Source organism: Modicisalibacter coralii (assembly GCF_004117855.1).
GTDB lineage: Bacteria > Pseudomonadota > Gammaproteobacteria > Pseudomonadales > Halomonadaceae > Modicisalibacter > Modicisalibacter coralii.
The window spans coordinates 45,821-63,234 of record NZ_QWBW01000031.1 but is presented as its reverse complement, the minus strand read 5'-3'; the positions used below and the strand labels follow the sequence as shown (position 1 = coordinate 63,234).

Here is a 17,414-nt window from a genome sequence, read left to right as displayed (position 1 = left end):
CGGTTGTGATGCCAATCGCACTGCCGGGTAGCTATGTACGGACGGGATAACCGCTGAAAGCATCTAAGCGGGAAGCCCCCTTCAAGATGAGACTTCCCTGGGGCCTCGCGCCCCCTGAAGGACCCTCGAAGACGACGAGGTTGATAGGCGCGATGTGGAAGCGCTGCGAGGCGTTGAGCTAACGCGTACTAATGGTCCGTGAGGCTTGACCATATAACACCCAAGGGGCCTGAGTGGCCCTGTGGGCGAGACACGACGGATACGTCGCGAGAGTCGACTCGATCAGCTTGATCATGTTGTTGAAGCGCACCAGGTAGTTGGGTGCTGCAGGCTCTGCAGCACGCCACGGTTACGCCTGACGACCATAGCGAGCGGGTCCCACCTGACCCCATGCCGAACTCAGCAGTGAAACCGCTCAGCGCCGATGGTAGTGTGGGGTCTCCCCATGCGAGAGTAGGTCATCGTCAGGCATCTTTTCGAAAACCCCAGCCAGCCGGCTGGGGTTTTTGCGTTTCAGGGGGCCGAAAAACCGTCGCGCGGGCGCCGTCATTCCCGCATCTGCTCGATCATGCCGGAAACTCCAAGGCAAGGCAGTAGCAGTATTGGTGCTGGTGCAAAAAACAATTGTTCTCATTGAGTAGCGAGAACGGCTTCCTTATCCTGTGTATCCAGGTCGCCTGGAGCGGCCGAGTCTGGATATTCAGGGGAATTCATGAGAGTCAGAACACTTTGCATCGCTACCACTTTCGGGTTGGGCGCCTCTTCACTGCAGGCGGCCGAGTCGTCGGAAACCATGGTGGTCGTCGGCTCGCGTACGCCGACGGCGATCAGCCAGATCCCCGGCACGGTCTGGGTCGTGGAGAACGAGGAGTTGCGCGAGCAGCTGGACTCGGGCGCCGATCTCAAGACGGCCCTGGGCAAGCTCATACCCAGCCTGGATTTCGCCCCTCAGGGCCGGACCAACTACGGCCAGAATATGCGCGGCCGCAGCGTGCAGGTGCTCATCGATGGTGTGTCGATGAACGGCTCACGCTCGCTGTCGCGGCAGTTCGATGCCATCGACCCCTTCAATGTCGAGCGCGTCGAGGTGCTGTCGGGCGCCAGCAGCCTCTACGGGGGCGGTGCCACCGGCGGTCTGATCAACATCATCACCAAGACCGGGGAGGCCGGCCCGCCCGCGTTCGAGACCGAGATCGGTGTCAGCAGTGGCTTGAATGCCGGTGACGACCTCGACCGGCGAATCGCCCAGTCGGCCAGCGGTGGCACCGAGCGGGTGCACGGTCGTATCGGCGTCGCCTACCAGCAGAACGGGCGTTATTACGATGGCGGGGGCGACGAGATCTTTCCCGATCTGTCCCAGACTGACCTGCAGGACAATCGCAGTATCGATGTCATGGGCAGTCTGCACTTCCAGCTCGCCGAGCAGCAGACGCTGGAGGTCATGGGCCAGCTCTACGACTCCGGTTACGAAGGCGACCGCGGGATCTACTTTCCGCATCTCGACCGGGCGGACGCGGACCTGGGGGCGGCCGAGATCCGTGACGGCTTCGGTGCCGACCGTGAGCCGGAAACCGACCGCAAGCTGCTCAACGTCAACTACCATCACGGCGACCTGCTCGGTCAGGATTTCTACCTGCAGGCCTACCATCGCGAAGAGCGGGCCAACTTCCAGGCGTTTCCCTATCCGGTGTCCGGAGGCTACGAGTTTCGTGCCTCGCGGCAGAATACCGACCTCAGTGGCATCAAGGCGCTCTTCGCTGCCGAGCCGGGGGACGCGCTCAGCATCACCTACGGCGTCGACCTGGATCGCGAGGATTTCGACGCCAGCCAGATGATCTTCGACAAGGCGACGTCGGACGCCACGGGGGGCCTGCGACAGGACGAGCGCGCCGTCGAGCCGCGCTATCCGGGCTACCGGGTCGATGGTGTGTCGGCCTTCACCCAGGCGGATTGGCAGGTCACCGAGGGGCTGAAACTCTCGGGCGGGGTGCGGCGTCAGCACATGGATGTCGAGGTCGATGACTTCAAGGGCATTCCGGGAGGCAGCAATGACTACGATGTCACGCTGATCAACGCCGGGGCGCTCTACGACTTCCACAACGGGCATCAGGTCTGGACCAACTACAGCGAAGGCTTCGAGCTGCCCGACCCGGCGAAATACTACGGCAAGAGTGCGGATATCAGCGTCTCGGCGAACCCGCTGAGCGGTATCGAGACCGACCAGGTCGAACTGGGCTGGCGGTATCGGGGCGGCGACTGGTCGACACAGACGGCGATCTATTACGCCTGGTCCGACAAGGCGATCGAGAACGCCGACGATCTCAGCGTCAGCGTGATCGATCAGAAGAAACGGGATTACGGGCTCGAGGCAGCCGTGACCCGCTATCTCGGCCAGCAGTGGCAGCTCGGGGGCACCCTGCACCTGGTGCGCTCGGAGCAGAAGGACGAGGAGGGTGACTGGCAGAAGCGTGATGCCCGCTACGCGTCACTGTCGTCGGCGACGGCCTTCGTCGGCTGGTCGGACCACGATACCTCGGCTCGGCTGCAGGCGAATCACTACCGTGACCTGGAGGATGACGACGGTCGCGAGATCGAGGGCTACACGACCCTGGACGTCAGCGCCAGTCAGCAGACCGGCTTCGGCAAGGTCAGCCTGGGGGTGACGAACCTGCTGGACAAGCAGTACTCGACGGTCTGGGGCCAGCGTGCGGCGATGTTCTACTCCCCCTACTACGGTCCGGAATACCTCTACGACTTCCAGGGGCGCGGGCGGACCTACACGCTGACCTGGTCCAAGTCCTACTAGCGGGCCGCGATGCAAGGCCCCGGGGAGCGACTCGGGGTCTCCGGCCATGCACTTTGGTCGCCAACGTTCCCGGGGCCGGTCAGGTTCCGCTAGAATGGCGGTTTTTCCGGCGGGACGAAGGACATGACCATCGGCGATCTGATCCGGCTGTTGAGCGACGGGGACTACCACTCCGGCGAGCAGCTCGGCGAGCGTCTGGGTGTTTCACGCACGGCCATCTGGAAGCAGCTCAAGAAACTCGAGGCCATGGATATCGCGCTCGAGGCGGTCAAGGGGCGTGGCTACCGGGTGGCCGAGCCGCTCGACCTGCTCGATGGGCAGACGATCATCGCCGAACTGCCGCGTGACCCGCGGCGGCGCCTGGCGAGGCTGTTCGTCGAGGAGAGCCTGGTGTCGACCAATCAGTTCCTGCGCGAGCGCTTCGCCCAGGGGGCGGGGCACGCCGAAGTCTGTCTCGCCGAGGCTCAGAGTGCCGGGCGGGGACGTCGCGGGCGCGGGTGGGAGAGCCCCTGGGGCCGCAATCTGTTGATGTCGATCGGCTGGCGGTTCGAAGGCGGCGCGGCCGTGCTCGAGGGGCTGAGCCTGGCCGTCGGTGTGGTCCTGGCCCGGATCCTGGAGCGCCATGGTGCCGAGATCGCCCTGAAGTGGCCCAATGATGTGCTGATGCGCGTCGGCGAGGGCATGGCCCCGGGCAAGCTGGCGGGCATCCTGCTGGAGCTCAGCGGCGACGCCGAGGGGCCCTGCGAGGTAGTGATCGGTATCGGTCTCAACGTCAATCTCCCCCAGGCGGTACGCGAGCGTATCGACCAGCCGGTGGCCGCCCTGAATGACCGTGCGCCCGGGGTGACGCGCAACGCGCTCGCTACGCAGATCATCGCCGACCTGCTGGATCTGCTGGCGGACTTCGAGAGCGAGGGGTTCGCTGCCTGGCAGGAGGAATGGAACCGTCGGCATGTGCATGCCGGCGCGACGGTCGATGTCGTTCGCGGCAACACGCGCTATGCGGCCGTCGCCTCGGGCGTCGATGCGACCGGTTGCCTGCTCGTCGAGCACGACGGGGCCGAGGAGCGCCTGTTCGGCGGGGAGATCAGCGTGCGTGGGGGCTCATGATCCTCGATCTGGATATCGGCAATACGCTGTCCAAGTGGCGGCTCAAGGATGTCGCCAGCAGCGAGATTCGCTCCCGCGGGGCGGTGTGGACGCGCGAGGAGTGGCGGCCGCGAGCCGACATCCCCGATCTCGATGTGGTCAGTACGGTGCGTATCTCGAGTGTGGCCCGCCGGGCGGTACTCGACGATACCGTGGCGCTGTTGCGCCGGGGGGTCAGCGTGGTTCACGTGGCGCGCTCCACGGCCGAGGCGCTGGGCGTCGCCTGCGGTTACCAGGAGCCCGAACGACTGGGCGTCGATCGCTGGATGGGCGTGCTCGCCGGGTATCACCTGACCGGCGGTTGCTGCACGGTGGACTGTGGCAGCGCCATCACCATCGACTTCGTGCTCCCCGGCGGCCGTCACCTGGGCGGTTACATCGTCCCCGGCCTGCGCCTGATGAAGGAAAGCCTCAAGCTGGGCACGCGCAACGTGGCGATCGACCCCGACAGCGAGCCCGACGCCCTGCTGCTGCCCGGCAAGAACACCGCCGAGGCGGTCAATCACGGCATCTTCATGGCGGCGGTGAGTGCCGTCAATCGCATCTACAGCGAGGTCTGCGATCGCGAGGGGGTGGCCTTGCCGTTGCTGCTGACCGGCGGTGACGCCCGCGTGGTGTCGCGGGGACTGCGCATTCCCCACGCGATCTGGCCGGACATGGTCTATGCCGGGCTCGAGGCCTGCTTTCCCCTGACCGCGGCCGAGCGGGCCGGGCGTCTGTCGGGCGCTCCGCGGGTGCCGGCGCCGGTGGCACTGGAAAAGATTCGGGCGAGCCTTGCAATCTCCATGATGCTTTGACACAATGCGCGGCGTTCTGAGGCAACGGCCCGCGGGTCGCTCAAGTCACTGAAAAATAAGTGCTTGACAATGTCGCCTCAAGCGGTAAAATTTGCCGCCACGTTGGAGGGGTTCCCGAGTGGCCAAAGGGAGCAGACTGTAAATCTGCCGCGAAAGCTTCGAAGGTTCGAATCCTTCCCCCTCCACCAGTTTTGCGTCGACGCCTGGTTTCGTCGATGAGTCGAGCGGGCAGGCGGGCATAGTTCAATGGTAGAACCTCAGCCTTCCAAGCTGATGATGCGGGTTCGATCCCCGCTGCCCGCTCCAGGCGCTTGATGGTAGTTTGGCTCATGTAGCTCAGGGGTAGAGCACACCCTTGGTAAGGGTGAGGTCGACGGTTCAAATCCGTCCATGAGCTCCACATTGCAAAAGGCGAGCATTGGCTCGCCTTTTGTCTTTCTGCAAGGCCCGGCATGATCGGTCGGGGTTGTCAGGGCGGATCGATTCCGATATCATCTTGCCCGCTGTCGCGTCGCTGCCTGCAACAGGTTGTGGCGTCATCAATGCAGGCCAGTAGCTCAATTGGCAGAGCAGCGGTCTCCAAAACCGCAGGTTGGGGGTTCGATTCCCTCCTGGCCTGCCAGTCTTCCCCAGGCTGGCGTTATCTCATATACTTCCGTCTTTTCGATCGCCGCACCTTGAGGAGTTCCATGGTCATGAAGCAAAACGCCGAGGTGCAGGAGTCGCGCCACGACGGGCTCAAGTGGGCGGTTGTCCTCATCCTCGTCGCGCTTGCCGTCGTCGGCAACAGCTATTTCGCCGACCAGGCGCTGCTCTATCGCGTGCTCGGCGTCGTGGCCCTGGGGCTCGGTGCCGCCGCCGTAGCCTTGACCACCGCCAAGGGTCGCAGCCTCCTCGAGCTGGCTCGCAGCTCGCGCAAGGAGATTCAGCGCGTGGTCTGGCCGACCCGTCAGGAGACCGTCCAGACCACGGCCATCGTGCTGGTGGCCGTGCTGGTGGTGGGCCTGATGCTGTGGCTGATCGACACCCTGTTGGGCTGGATCATGTCCGGCATCATCGGTTAGGAGTTTCCATGTCCAAGCGTTGGTACGTCGTTCACGCCTACTCCGGCTTCGAGAAGCATGTCATGCGCTCGCTGATCGAGCGCGTGAAGCTCTACGAGATGGAGGATCAGTTCGGCGAGATACTGGTCCCCACCGAAGAAGTCGTCGAGATGCGCGACGGCAAGCGGCGCAAGAGCGAGCGCAAGTTCTATCCCGGCTATGTCCTGGTCGAGATGGAAATGAACGACCAGACCTGGCACCTGGTCAACGAGACCCCGCGCGTCATGGGGTTCATCGGCGGCACGCCCGAAAAGCCGGCGCCGATCACCCAGAAGGAAGCCGACGGCATCCTGCGTCGCGTGCAGGACGGCACCGACAAGCCGCGCCCCAAGACGCTGTTCGAGCCGGGCGAGACCGTGCGCGTCGTCGACGGTCCCTTCGCCGACTTCAATGGTGTCGTCGAAGAGGTCAACTACGAGAAGAGCCGGCTGCAGGTCAGTGTGCTGATCTTCGGTCGTGCCACGCCCGTCGAGCTCGAGTTCGCCCAGGTCGAGAAGGACTGAATCATCATCGGGCCGCTCGGGCGGCCCGTTAACCCGGGGAGCCGCAAGGCGCTACTACCCAACTGGAGTGCAACATGGCTAAGAAAGTCCAGGCCTACATCAAGCTGCAGGTCGCAGCTGGCAAGGCCAATCCGAGTCCCCCCGTGGGCCCCGCGCTGGGCCAGCACGGCGTCAACATCATGGAGTTCTGCAAGGCGTTCAACGCCGAGACCCAGGACATCGAGCCGGGTCTGCCGACGCCTGTCGTGATCACCGTCTACTCCGACCGCAGCTTCACCTTCGTCACCAAGACGCCGCCCGCCGCCGTCCTGCTGAAGAAGGCCGCTGGCATCAAGTCCGGCTCCGGCGAGCCGAACAAGACCAAGGTCGGCACGGTGACTCGCGAGCAGCTCGAGGAGATCGCCAAGACCAAGGAGCCGGATCTGACGGCTGCCGATCTCGATGCCGCCGTGCGTACCATCGCCGGCAGCGCCCGTAGCATGGGCCTCAACGTGGAGGGTCTCTGATCATGGCGAAACTGTCCAAGCGCGCACAGATGATCCGCGAGAAAGTCGACGCCTCCAAGGTCTACACCGTCGACGAAGCCGTGGCCCTGCTCGGTGAGCTGTCCAAGGTCAACTTCAAGGAGTCCCTGGACGTCGCCATCAACCTGGGCGTCGATCCGCGTAAATCCGACCAGGTCGTGCGTGGCGCCACCGTCATGCCCAACGGTACCGGCAAGGACGTGCGTGTCGCCGTCTTCACCCAGGGTGCCAACGAAGAAGCCGCCAAGGAAGCCGGTGCCGACATCGTCGGCATGGACGACCTGGCCGAGCAGGTCAAGAAAGGCCAGCTCGACTTCGACGTGGTCATCGCTTCTCCGGATGCGATGCGCGTGGTCGGTCAGCTGGGTCAGATCCTCGGCCCGCGCGGCCTGATGCCGAACCCCAAGGTCGGCACCGTGACGCCCGACGTCGCCACCGCGGTCAAGAACGCCAAGGCGGGTCAGGTACGTTTCCGTACCGACAAGAACGGCATCATCCACACCACGCTGGGCAAGGTCGACTTCCCGGCGGATGCCATCCGCGGCAACCTGGAAGCGCTGGTCAACGACCTCAAGCGTCTCAAGCCCAGCACCTCCAAGGGCATCTATTTCAAGAAAATGACCCTGTCCACCACCATGGGCCCGGGTCTGACCGTCGATCACAGCGCCTACGTGTGAGCGGCGGGCAACGGGCAGTAACTTTGCGGTCCCCGATCCAAGCGGGCGGGGCGCCGTCAAAGACCGCAGGCGTCACCTCGCGGTGACTTAATGACCCACCGGGTCGCCTGCGCAGATGGTGCGGCCCGCCAGTTCGCTGGTGAGCACCATCATTCCGCGATCCGCCGCCTGTCGGCGGATCGAGAAGGTAACCTCCGAGGCCGACTTGTTCGCAAGCGCCTCGGCATGAAGGAGTGAACACTGTGCCACTAGGTCTCGAAGACAAGAAAGCAATTGTTGCAGAGGTCAGTGAGGCAGCCAAGGACGCTCTTTCCGTCGTAGTTGCCGATTCTCGCGGCGTTGACGTGGGTGCCATGACCACCCTGCGTAAACAGGCTCGCGAGAACGGCGTGCAGATTCGTGTTGTTCGCAACACCCTGGCACGCCGCGCGCTGTCGGGCACTTCCTGGGAGTGCCTGAACGAGACTTTCGTGGGTCCGACCATGCTGGCCTTCTCCTACGAGCACCCGGGCGCTGCCGCCCGTCTGTTCAAGGAGTTCGGCAAGGATCAGAAGGACTTCGAAGTCAAGGCGCTGGCCTATGAGGGCGAGTTCATCCCGGCTTCCGATCTGGATCGTCTGGCAACGCTGCCGACGTACGACGAAGCGATCGCCAAGCTGATGTCGGTCATGAAGGAAGCTTCTGCCGGCAAGCTGGTGCGGACTCTCGCCGCGCTGCGTGATCAGAAGCAGGAAGAAGCCGCCTGAGGCGCCTGCTTCCCGCAGCCGGAACCGTCTACCCCGTTATCGAGCGCCATTGACCGATCGGGCGCTCCGCAAAGTTTAGGAATGCAAACATGGCACTGACCAAAGAAGACATCATCAACGCCGTCGCCGACATGTCCGTGATGGAAGTCGTCGATCTGATCGAGGCGATGGAAGAGAAGTTCGGCGTTTCCGCCGCCGCGGCCGTCGTCGCTGGCCCGGGTGGCGGTGGCGAAGCCGCTGCTGCCGAAGAGCAGACCGAGTTCGACCTGGTCCTGACCGCCGCCGGCGACAAGAAGGTCAACGTGATCAAGGTGGTTCGCGAGATCACCGGCCTGGGCCTGAAGGAAGCCAAGGGTGCCGTCGACGGCGCACCGGCGACCATCAAGGAAGGCATGTCCAAGGACGACGCCGAAGAAGCCAAGAAGAAGCTGGAAGAAGCGGGCGCTTCCGTGGAGCTCAAGTAACTCTTGGGCCCCGAGGCTTCACGCGCTGCGTAAGCTTCCACGGCTGGTGGCGGGACACCCGCTGCCGGCCTTTTTCTGTTGTCACTAGCGTCCTATCGTGTATCCATCACTGACGATTCGAACGCTAGGCGAATTCCGACGGCGAGCCACCTACCGGGGCTTGCCGTCAGCGCCTGACGGGGCGGCTCCCGTCAGGTGGCGCCGACCACGCATCGGTCACCCATGGTGAACAAGCTGGGGAATACAGATGGCTTACTCATACACTGAGAAAAAACGCATCCGCAAGGATTTCGGCAAACTGCCCCAAGTGATGGATGTGCCCTACCTGCTGGCCATCCAGCTTGATTCCTACTACGACTTCCTCCAGCAGGACCGGGCGCCCCAGGAGCGCCTCGAGGTCGGTCTCCACGCCGCCTTCAAGTCCGTGTTCCCGATCGAGAGCTTCTCCGGCAACGCCGCGCTCGAGTACGTCAGCTATCGTTTCGGCACCCCGGCGTTCGACGTCAAGGAGTGTCAGCTGCGCGGCGTCACCTACTCGGCACCGCTGCGGGTCAAGGTTCGCCTTATCATCTACGACAAGGACTCCTCGAACAAGGCGATCAAGGACATCAAGGAGCAGGAAGTCTACATGGGGGAAATCCCCCTGATGACCGAGAACGGCACCTTCGTGGTCAACGGCACCGAGCGGGTCATCGTTTCCCAGCTCCACCGCTCGCCGGGCGTGTTCTTCGACCACGACAAGGGCAAGAGCCACTCGTCCGGCAAGCTCCTGTACTCCGCGCGGGTGATTCCCTACCGCGGTTCCTGGCTGGATTTCGAGTTCGATCCCAAGGACAACGTCTTCGTGCGCATCGACCGTCGCCGCAAGCTGCCGGCGACCGTTCTGCTGCGCGCGCTGGGCATGAGCGCCGAGCAGATCCTCGATATCTTCTTCGACACCAGCACCTTCCACATCGAGAAGAACGGCTTCTCGGTGGATCTGGTGCCGTCGCGCCTGCGCGGCGAGACCGCGACCTTCGACATCAAGGATGCCGATGGCAGCGTGATCGTCGAGGAAGGCCGTCGCATCACCCAGAAACACATCCGGCAGATGGAAAAGTCGGGCCTCGAGCGTCTCGAGGTGCCGATGGAGTACCTGCTGGGCAAGACGCTGGCCAAGGATCAGGTCGATCCCAACACCGGCGAGTTGGTCTGCGAGTGCAATAGCGAGATCACCCCGGATCTGCTCGAGAAGCTGGGTCAGGCGGGGGTCACTACGCTCGAGACGCTCTACACCAACGACCTCGACTGCGGGCCGTTCATCTCCGACACCCTCAAGCTGGACACCACCCGTTCGGCGCTCGAGGCGCTGGTCGAGATCTACCGCATGATGCGTCCCGGCGAGCCGCCCACCAAGGAAGCGGCCGAGACGCTGTTCCACAACCTGTTCTTCACCGAGGACCGCTACGACCTGTCGGGCGTCGGCCGGATGAAGTTCAACCGCCGCCTGCGTCGCGAGTCCGACACCGGCCCCGGCGTGCTCGACAACGATGACATCGTTGCCGTGCTCAAGGAACTGATCGCCATTCGTAACGGTTTCGGCGACGTCGACGACATCGACCACCTGGGCAACCGCCGCATTCGCTGCGTCGGCGAGATGGCCGAGAACCAGTTCCGCGTGGGTCTGGTGCGTGTCGAGCGCGCGGTCAAGGAACGCCTCTCCATGGCCGAGAGCGAAGGCCTGATGCCGCAGGACCTGATCAACGCCAAGCCGGTGGCGGCGGCGGTCAAGGAGTTCTTCGGTTCCAGCCAGCTCTCGCAGTTCATGGACCAGAACAACCCGCTCTCCGAGGTCACCCACAAGCGTCGCGTCTCGGCGCTCGGCCCGGGCGGCCTGACCCGTGAGCGGGCCGGCTTCGAGGTGCGCGACGTTCACGCCACGCACTACGGCCGTCTGTGCCCGATCGAGACCCCGGAAGGTCCGAACATCGGCCTGATCAACTCGCTGGCCACCTACAGTCACGCCAACAGCTACGGCTTCCTCGAGACGCCGTACCGCAAGGTCGTCGACGGTCAGGTGACCGACGACGTGGTGCGGTTGTCGGCGATCGAGGAGGGCGACTTCGTCATCGCCCAGGCCTCGGCGACCGTCGACGAGGGCGGCAAGCTGGTCGACGACCTGGTGCAGGTCCGTCACCGCGGCGAGACCACCTTCATGGCGCCGGACAAGGTGACCCTGATGGACGTGTCGCCGCGCCAGGTGGTGTCCGTGGCCGCGGCACTGATCCCGTTCCTCGAGCACGACGATGCCAACCGCGCCCTGATGGGGGCGAACATGCAGCGCCAGGCGGTGCCGACCCTGCGCGCCGACAAGCCGCTGGTGGGCACCGGCATGGAGCGCTTCGTCGCCCGTGACTCCGGCGTCTGCGCCGTGGCGCGTCGCGGCGGGGTGATCGACTCGGTGGACGCCAAGCGCATCGTGGTGCGGATCAACGAGGACGAGATCATCGGCGGCGAGGCCGGCGTCGACATCTACAACCTCACCAAGTACGTGCGTTCCAACCAGAACACCTGCATGAACCAGCGGCCGATCGTGCGTCCGGGCGACGTCGTGGCACGCGGCGACATCCTCGCCGATGGCCCGTCCGTCGACATGGGCGACCTGGCGCTGGGCCAGAACATGCGCATCGCCTTCATGCCCTGGAACGGCTACAACTTCGAGGACTCGATCCTGGTCTCGGAGCGCGTGGTGCAGGAGGATCGCTTCACCACCATCCACATCCAGGAACTGACCTGCGTGTCCCGCGACACCAAGCTGGGTGCCGAGGAGATCTCCTCGGACATTCCCAACGTCGGTGAGTCGGCGCTGTCCAAGCTCGACGAGGCGGGCATCGTCTATATCGGCGCCGAGGTCGGTGCCGGCGACATCCTGGTCGGCAAGGTGACGCCCAAGGGCGAAACCCAGCTGACCCCGGAAGAGAAACTGCTGCGCGCGATCTTCGGCGAGAAGGCCAGTGACGTGAAGGACACCTCGCTGCGTGCGCCCACCGGCATGAAGGGCACGGTCATCGACGTCCAGGTGTTCACCCGCGACGGCGTCGAGAAGGACTCGCGTGCGCTGTCCATCGAGCAGATGCAGCTCGACGAGGTGCGCAAGGACCTGCAGGAGACCTACCGCATCGCCGAGGACGCCACCTTCGAGCGCCTCAAGCGTCAGCTGTCCGGCCAGCCTGTCAACGGCGGGCCCAAGCTCAAGAAGGACGACGTGCTCAGCGAGGAGTATCTCGAGGAACTGCCGCGTCAGCAGTGGTTCAAGCTGCGCCTGCAGGACGAGTCGCTCAACGAACTGCTCGCCCAGGCCGACGAGCAGCTCGAGAACCGTCGCAAGGAGATGGACGAGCGTTTCGAGGACAAGAAGCGCAAGCTCACCCAGGGCGACGACCTGGCACCGGGCGTGCTCAAGATCGTCAAGGTCTACCTGGCGGTGAAGCGCCGCATCCAGCCGGGCGACAAGATGGCCGGCCGTCACGGCAACAAGGGTGTCATCTCGGCGATCATGCCGATCGAGGACATGCCGTTCGACGATCAGGGCGAACCGGTCGACGTGGTCCTCAACCCGCTGGGCGTACCGTCGCGCATGAACGTGGGGCAGATTCTCGAGACTCACCTGGGGATGGCCGCCCGCGGACTGGGCGTCAAGATCGAAGCCATGCTGCGCGATGCCCGCGAGCAGCAGGTCGCCGAGATCCGCGAGTTCCTGGGCAAGGTCTACAACACCCTGGACACCCGTCAGGAAGACATCGACTCGCTGTCCGACGACGAGGTGATCGCGCTGGCCAAGAACCTGCGTGGCGGCGTGCCGATGTCGTCACCGGTGTTCGACGGTGCCCAGGAGCACGAGATCAAGGGCCTGCTGCGGCTGGCCGATCTGCCGGATTCCGGCCAGATGGACCTCTACGATGGCCGTACCGGCGAGCAGTTCGACCGTCCGGTGACGGTGGGCTACATGTACATGCTCAAGCTCAACCACCTGGTGGATGACAAGATGCATGCGCGCTCCACCGGCTCCTACTCCCTGGTCACCCAGCAGCCGCTGGGCGGCAAGGCGCAGTTCGGTGGTCAGCGCTTCGGCGAGATGGAGGTGTGGGCGCTCGAGGCCTACGGTGCCGCCTACACCCTCCAGGAGATGCTCACGGTCAAGTCCGACGACGTGGAAGGGCGTACCAAGATGTACAAGAACATCGTCGACGGCGATCACAGCATGCAGGCCGGCATGCCGGAATCCTTCAACGTGCTGGTGAAGGAGATCCGCTCGCTGGGCATCGATATCGAGCTGGAAGGCTGAAACGCCCGACGCTTGCCAATGACGGTCCGCGGGGCCCCCTAGATCCGGGCCCCGCTCATGACAACTCCGCAACGGAGCGACCCCATGAAAGATTTGGTGAAAGTCCTCAAATCGCAGTCACAGTCCGACGAGTTCGATGCGATCAAGATCTCGCTGGCCTCGCCGGACATGATTCGCTCCTGGTCTTACGGCGAAGTCAAGAAGCCGGAGACCATCAACTACCGGACGTTCAAGCCCGAGCGTGACGGCCTGTTCTGCGCCAAGATCTTCGGTCCGGTGAAGGACTACGAGTGCCTGTGCGGCAAGTACAAGCGCATGAAGCATCGCGGCATCATCTGCGAGAAGTGCGGCGTCGAGGTGACCAAGGCGGTGGTGCGCCGCGAGCGCATGGGCCACATCGAGCTGGCCTCGCCGGTCGCGCACATCTGGTTCCTCAAGTCGCTGCCGTCGCGCATCGGCATGTTCCTGGACATGACCCTGCGCGACATCGAGCGCGTGCTCTACTTCGAGAGCTTCGTGGTCATCGATCCGGGCATGACCACCCTCGAGCGTGGCCAGCTGCTCAACGACGAGCAGTACTTCGAGGCGCTGGAAGAGTTCGGCGACGACTTCGACGCGCGCATGGGCGCCGAGGCGGTCCAGGCGCTGCTCAAGGACATCGATCTCGAGGAGGAGGTCGAGCGTCTGCGCGAGGAGATCCCGCAGACCAACTCCGAGACCAAGATCAAGAAGCTTTCCAAGCGCCTCAAGCTGCTCGAGGCCTTCCACAAGTCCGGCAACGCCCCGGCGTGGATGGTCATGGAAGTGCTGCCGGTGCTGCCGCCGGACCTGCGTCCGCTGGTGCCGCTGGACGGCGGCCGCTTCGCGACCTCGGATCTCAACGACCTCTATCGTCGCGTGATCAACCGCAACAACCGCCTCAAGCGGCTGCTCGACCTCAACGCGCCCGACATCATCGTGCGCAACGAGAAGCGCATGCTGCAGGAGTCGGTCGATGCGCTGCTCGACAACGGTCGCCGCGGCCGAGCCATCACCGGTTCCAACAAGCGCCCGCTGAAATCCCTGGCCGACATGATCAAGGGCAAGCAGGGGCGTTTCCGTCAGAACCTGCTGGGCAAGCGTGTCGACTACTCCGGCCGTTCGGTGATCACCGTGGGCCCGACCCTGCGCCTGCACCAGTGCGGTCTGCCCAAGAAGATGGCGCTGGAGCTGTTCAAGCCGTTCATCTACTCCAAGCTGCAGTCCAGCGGCCAGGCGTCCACGATCAAGGCCGCCAAGAAGATGGTCGAGCGCGAGCTGCCGGAAGTGTGGGACATCCTCGCCGACGTCATCCGCGAGCACCCGGTACTGCTCAACCGCGCGCCGACCCTGCACCGTCTGGGCATCCAGGCCTTCGAGCCGCTGCTGATCGAGGGCAAGGCGATCCAGCTGCACCCGCTGGTGTGCGCCGCCTACAACGCCGACTTCGACGGTGACCAGATGGCGGTCCACGTGCCGCTGACGCTGGAAGCCCAGCTCGAGGCGCGGGCGCTGATGATGGCCACCAACAACGTGCTGTCGCCGGCCAACGGCGAGCCGATCATCGTGCCGTCCCAGGACGTGGTGCTGGGTCTCTACTACATGACCCGTGAACGTATCGGCGCCAAGGGCGAGGGCATGGTGTTCGCCAACCTCAACGAGGTCGACCGTGCCTTCGGCACCCAGAGCGTGTCGCTGCATGCCCGCGTCAAGGTGCGCATGACCGAGTACCAGCGCGACGAGGAAAGCGGCGAGCTGACCCCGAAGACCGCGCTGTACGACACCACCGTGGGCCGGGCGATGCTGTTCCGCATCCTGCCGAAGGGGGCGCCGTTCGAGCTGGTCGACCAGCCGATGAAGAAGAAGGCGATTTCCCGGCTGATCAACGAGGTCTATCGCAGCGCGGGCCTCAAGGAAGCGGTGATCTTCGCCGACCAGCTGATGTACACCGGCTTCCGTCTGGCGACCTGGTCCGGCGCCTCGATCGGCGTCAACGACTTCGTCATCCCCGACGAGAAGAAGGAAATCGTCGACGGTGCCGAGGACGAGGTGAAGGAGATCGAGGATCAGTTCTCCTCGGGTCTCGTCACCGCCGGCGAGAAGTACAACAAGGTCATCGACATCTGGTCCAAGGCCAACGACAAGGTGGCCAAGGCGATGATGGCGGGTATCTCGAAGGAGACCGTCACCGATCGCGACGGCAACCAGGTCGAGCAGGACTCGTTCAACAGCGTGTTCATCATGGCCGACTCGGGCGCCCGTGGTAGCGCCGCGCAGATCCGTCAGCTCGCCGGCATGCGCGGCCTGATGGCCAAGCCGGACGGCTCGATCATCGAGACCCCGATCGTCGCCAACTTCCGTGAAGGCCTGAACGTCCTCCAGTACTTCATCTCGACCCACGGCGCGCGCAAGGGTCTGGCGGATACGGCACTCAAGACCGCCAACTCCGGTTACCTGACCCGTCGCCTGGTCGACGTGGCCCAGGACCTGGTGGTCACCGAGACCGATTGCGGCACCGAGGAAGGCCTGACGCTGCATCCGGTGATCGAGGGTGGCGACATCATCGTCTCGCTGGCCCAGCGCGTGCTCGGCCGCGTGGTCGCCCAGGACGTCATCGATCCGTCCACCGAGGAGGTGCTGATTCCGCGCGGCACGCTGCTCGACGAAGCCTGGTGCGAGGATCTCGACACCATGGGCGTCGACGAGATCGTGGTGCGCTCGACCATCTCCTGCGAGACCCCGCACGGTGTGTGCTCGGCCTGTTACGGCCGCGACCTGGCCCGCGGGCATCAGGTCAACATCGGCGAAGCGGTGGGCGTCATCGCCGCCCAGTCGATCGGCGAGCCGGGTACCCAGCTGACCATGCGCACCTTCCACATCGGCGGTGCCGCCTCGCGGGCCTCGGCGGTGGACAGCGTGCAGGTCAAGCACGGCGGCAAGGTGCGCCTGCACAACATCAAGCACGTCGAGCGTGCCGACGGCAAGCTGGTGGTGGTCTCCCGCTCCAGTGCCCTGGCGGTGGCCGACGAGCACGGCCGCGAGCGTGAGTACTACAAGCTGCCCTACGGCGCCGAGCTGTCGGTCAAGGACGGCGACGCGGTCGAAGGCGGTCAGGTGGTCGCCAAGTGGGACCCGCACACCCACCCGGTCGTCGCCGAGGTGCAGGGCAAGGCCCAGTACATCGACATGGACGAGGGCATCACCATCCACCGCAGCGTGGACGAGATGACCGGTCTGTCGTCGATCGAGGTGATCGAGTCGGCCTCGCGCCCGGCGGCGGGTCGCGACAAGCGCCCGATGATCATGCTCACCGACGAGGCGGGCGAGTACGTCACCCTGCCGGGCTCCAACACGCCCGTGCAGTACCTGCTGCCCGGCAAGGCGGTGGTCTCCGCCGAGAACGGCGCGCAGATCGGGGTGGGTGAAGTGATCGCGCGTATCCCGGTGGAAGCGTCCGGCAACAAGGACATCACCGGGGGTCTGCCGCGCGTCGCCGACCTGTTCGAGGCCCGCAAGCCCAAGGAACCGTCGATCCTCGCCGAGATCAGCGGCGTGGTCAGCTTCGGCAAGGAGACCAAGGGCAAGCGTCGCCTGACGATCACCCCGGAATCCGGCGATCCGTTCGAGATGCTGATCCCGAAGTGGCGTCAGATCAGCGTCTTCGAGGGCGAGACCGTCGAGAAGGGCGAAGTGATCTCCGACGGCCCGAGCAACCCGCACGACATCCTGCGGCTGCTCGGCGTGGCGGAGCTGGCCAAGTACATCACCGCCGAGATCCAGGAGGTCTATCGCCTCCAGGGCGTGGGCATCAACGACAAGCACATCGAGGTGATCGTGCGTCAGATGCTGCGCAAGGTGGAGATCACCGACGCCGGCGATGCCGACTTCATCCCCGGCGATCAGGTCGAGCTGGTGCGGGTGCTGGAGGAGAACGCGCGGTTGGCCGGCGAGGACAAGTTCCCCGCCAAGTTCGGCCGCGTGCTGCTGGGTATCACCAAGGCCTCGCTGGCCACCGAATCGTTCATCTCCGCGGCCTCCTTCCAGGAGACCACCCGCGTGCTGACCGAAGCGGCGGTGACCGGCAAGCGCGACTACCTGCGCGGCCTGAAGGAGAACGTCGTGGTGGGTCGTCTGATCCCGGCCGGTACCGGCCTGACGCATCACGCCGAGCGTCGCCGCAAGCGCGAGGAAGCCGAGCGTACCCTGCACCCGTCGGCCTTCGAGGTCGAGCAGGAACTGGGCGCCCAGCTCACCGCGCTGGATGCCGATGACGACGACCTGTAAGCATGGCCGGCGCCCCGCG

11 protein-coding genes, 4 tRNA genes and 2 rRNA genes are annotated in these 17,414 nt (G+C 64.6%); all 17 read left to right on the top strand.

Features of this window, described 5'->3' with window-relative positions:
- Positions 1-213 (top strand): 23S ribosomal RNA (locus D0901_RS16400); the annotation flags it as partial.
- Between the two features lie 141 nt (positions 214-354).
- Positions 355-470 (top strand): 5S ribosomal RNA (rrf, locus tag D0901_RS16395).
- A gap of 242 nt (positions 471-712) precedes the next feature.
- A complete protein-coding gene (locus D0901_RS16390; RefSeq protein WP_129141374.1) occupies positions 713-2,806 on the top strand; it encodes a TonB-dependent receptor in 2,094 nt (697 codons plus the stop codon).
- Between the two features lie 123 nt (positions 2,807-2,929).
- Positions 2,930-3,916: a biotin--[acetyl-CoA-carboxylase] ligase gene (locus D0901_RS16385; RefSeq protein WP_129141373.1), complete on the top strand. Its 987-nt coding sequence runs from the start codon at positions 2,930-2,932 to the stop codon at positions 3,914-3,916.
- Entirely contained in the window at positions 3,913-4,752 is an 840-nt protein-coding gene (locus tag D0901_RS16380) for a type III pantothenate kinase (RefSeq protein WP_129141372.1), read from the top strand. The genes D0901_RS16385 and D0901_RS16380 overlap by 4 nt, the downstream gene beginning before the upstream one ends.
- Before the next feature lie 104 nt (positions 4,753-4,856).
- Positions 4,857-4,940: transfer RNA gene (locus tag D0901_RS16375), tRNA-Tyr, on the top strand.
- Positions 4,941-4,984: 44 nt separating this feature from the next.
- Positions 4,985-5,058 (top strand) — tRNA-Gly (locus D0901_RS16370).
- A 19-nt stretch (positions 5,059-5,077) separates the two neighbouring features.
- Positions 5,078-5,152: transfer RNA gene (locus tag D0901_RS16365), tRNA-Thr, on the top strand.
- A gap of 146 nt (positions 5,153-5,298) precedes the next feature.
- A tRNA-Trp gene (locus tag D0901_RS16360) sits at positions 5,299-5,374 on the top strand.
- Positions 5,375-5,447: 73 nt separating this feature from the next.
- Positions 5,448-5,816, top strand: a complete 369-nt coding sequence (gene secE, locus D0901_RS16355) for a preprotein translocase subunit SecE (protein ID WP_129141376.1) — start codon at positions 5,448-5,450, stop codon at positions 5,814-5,816.
- 8 nt (positions 5,817-5,824) lie between these two features.
- On the top strand, positions 5,825-6,358 hold the full coding sequence (gene nusG, locus D0901_RS16350) for a transcription termination/antitermination protein NusG (RefSeq protein ID WP_129141371.1): 534 nt from the start codon (positions 5,825-5,827) through the stop codon (positions 6,356-6,358).
- Between the two features lie 74 nt (positions 6,359-6,432).
- On the top strand, positions 6,433-6,864 hold the full coding sequence (gene rplK / locus D0901_RS16345; RefSeq protein ID WP_126485264.1) for a 50S ribosomal protein L11: 432 nt from the start codon (positions 6,433-6,435) through the stop codon (positions 6,862-6,864).
- 2 nt (positions 6,865-6,866) lie between these two features.
- Positions 6,867-7,559 carry a 50S ribosomal protein L1 gene (rplA, locus tag D0901_RS16340; protein WP_129141370.1) on the top strand — a complete coding sequence of 231 codons (693 nt, stop codon included), beginning with the start codon at positions 6,867-6,869 and terminating at the stop codon, positions 7,557-7,559.
- 242 nt (positions 7,560-7,801) lie between these two features.
- On the top strand, positions 7,802-8,305 hold the full coding sequence (gene rplJ / locus D0901_RS16335) for a 50S ribosomal protein L10 (protein WP_129141369.1): 504 nt from the start codon (positions 7,802-7,804) through the stop codon (positions 8,303-8,305).
- Positions 8,306-8,394: 89 nt separating this feature from the next.
- Positions 8,395-8,769: a 50S ribosomal protein L7/L12 gene (gene rplL, locus D0901_RS16330; RefSeq protein WP_129141368.1), complete on the top strand. Its 375-nt coding sequence runs from the start codon at positions 8,395-8,397 to the stop codon at positions 8,767-8,769.
- Positions 8,770-9,016: 247 nt separating this feature from the next.
- Positions 9,017-13,093 carry a DNA-directed RNA polymerase subunit beta gene (gene rpoB, locus D0901_RS16325; RefSeq protein ID WP_129141367.1) on the top strand — a complete coding sequence of 1,359 codons (4,077 nt, stop codon included), beginning with the start codon at positions 9,017-9,019 and terminating at the stop codon, positions 13,091-13,093.
- An 84-nt stretch (positions 13,094-13,177) separates the two neighbouring features.
- Positions 13,178-17,395: a DNA-directed RNA polymerase subunit beta' gene (rpoC, locus tag D0901_RS16320; protein WP_129141366.1), complete on the top strand. Its 4,218-nt coding sequence runs from the start codon at positions 13,178-13,180 to the stop codon at positions 17,393-17,395.
- Positions 17,396-17,414: the final 19 nt, after the last annotated feature.

Excerpts from the sequence above, each read along its gene's own strand:
- D0901_RS16390 (WP_129141374.1), top strand. The coding sequence starts at position 713 with ATGAGAGTCAGAACACTTTGCATCGCTACCACTTTCGGGTTGGGCGCC.
- D0901_RS16385 (WP_129141373.1), top strand. The coding sequence starts at position 2,930 with ATGACCATCGGCGATCTGATCCGGCTGTTGAGCGACGGGGACTACCAC.
- D0901_RS16380 (WP_129141372.1), top strand. The coding sequence starts at position 3,913 with ATGATCCTCGATCTGGATATCGGCAATACGCTGTCCAAGTGGCGGCTC.
- secE (WP_129141376.1), top strand. The coding sequence starts at position 5,448 with ATGAAGCAAAACGCCGAGGTGCAGGAGTCGCGCCACGACGGGCTCAAG.
- nusG (WP_129141371.1), top strand. The coding sequence starts at position 5,825 with ATGTCCAAGCGTTGGTACGTCGTTCACGCCTACTCCGGCTTCGAGAAG.
- rplK (WP_126485264.1), top strand. The coding sequence starts at position 6,433 with ATGGCTAAGAAAGTCCAGGCCTACATCAAGCTGCAGGTCGCAGCTGGC.
- rplA (WP_129141370.1), top strand. The coding sequence starts at position 6,867 with ATGGCGAAACTGTCCAAGCGCGCACAGATGATCCGCGAGAAAGTCGAC.
- rplL (WP_129141368.1), top strand. The coding sequence starts at position 8,395 with ATGGCACTGACCAAAGAAGACATCATCAACGCCGTCGCCGACATGTCC.
- rpoB (WP_129141367.1), top strand. The coding sequence starts at position 9,017 with ATGGCTTACTCATACACTGAGAAAAAACGCATCCGCAAGGATTTCGGC.
- rpoC (WP_129141366.1), top strand. The coding sequence starts at position 13,178 with ATGAAAGATTTGGTGAAAGTCCTCAAATCGCAGTCACAGTCCGACGAG.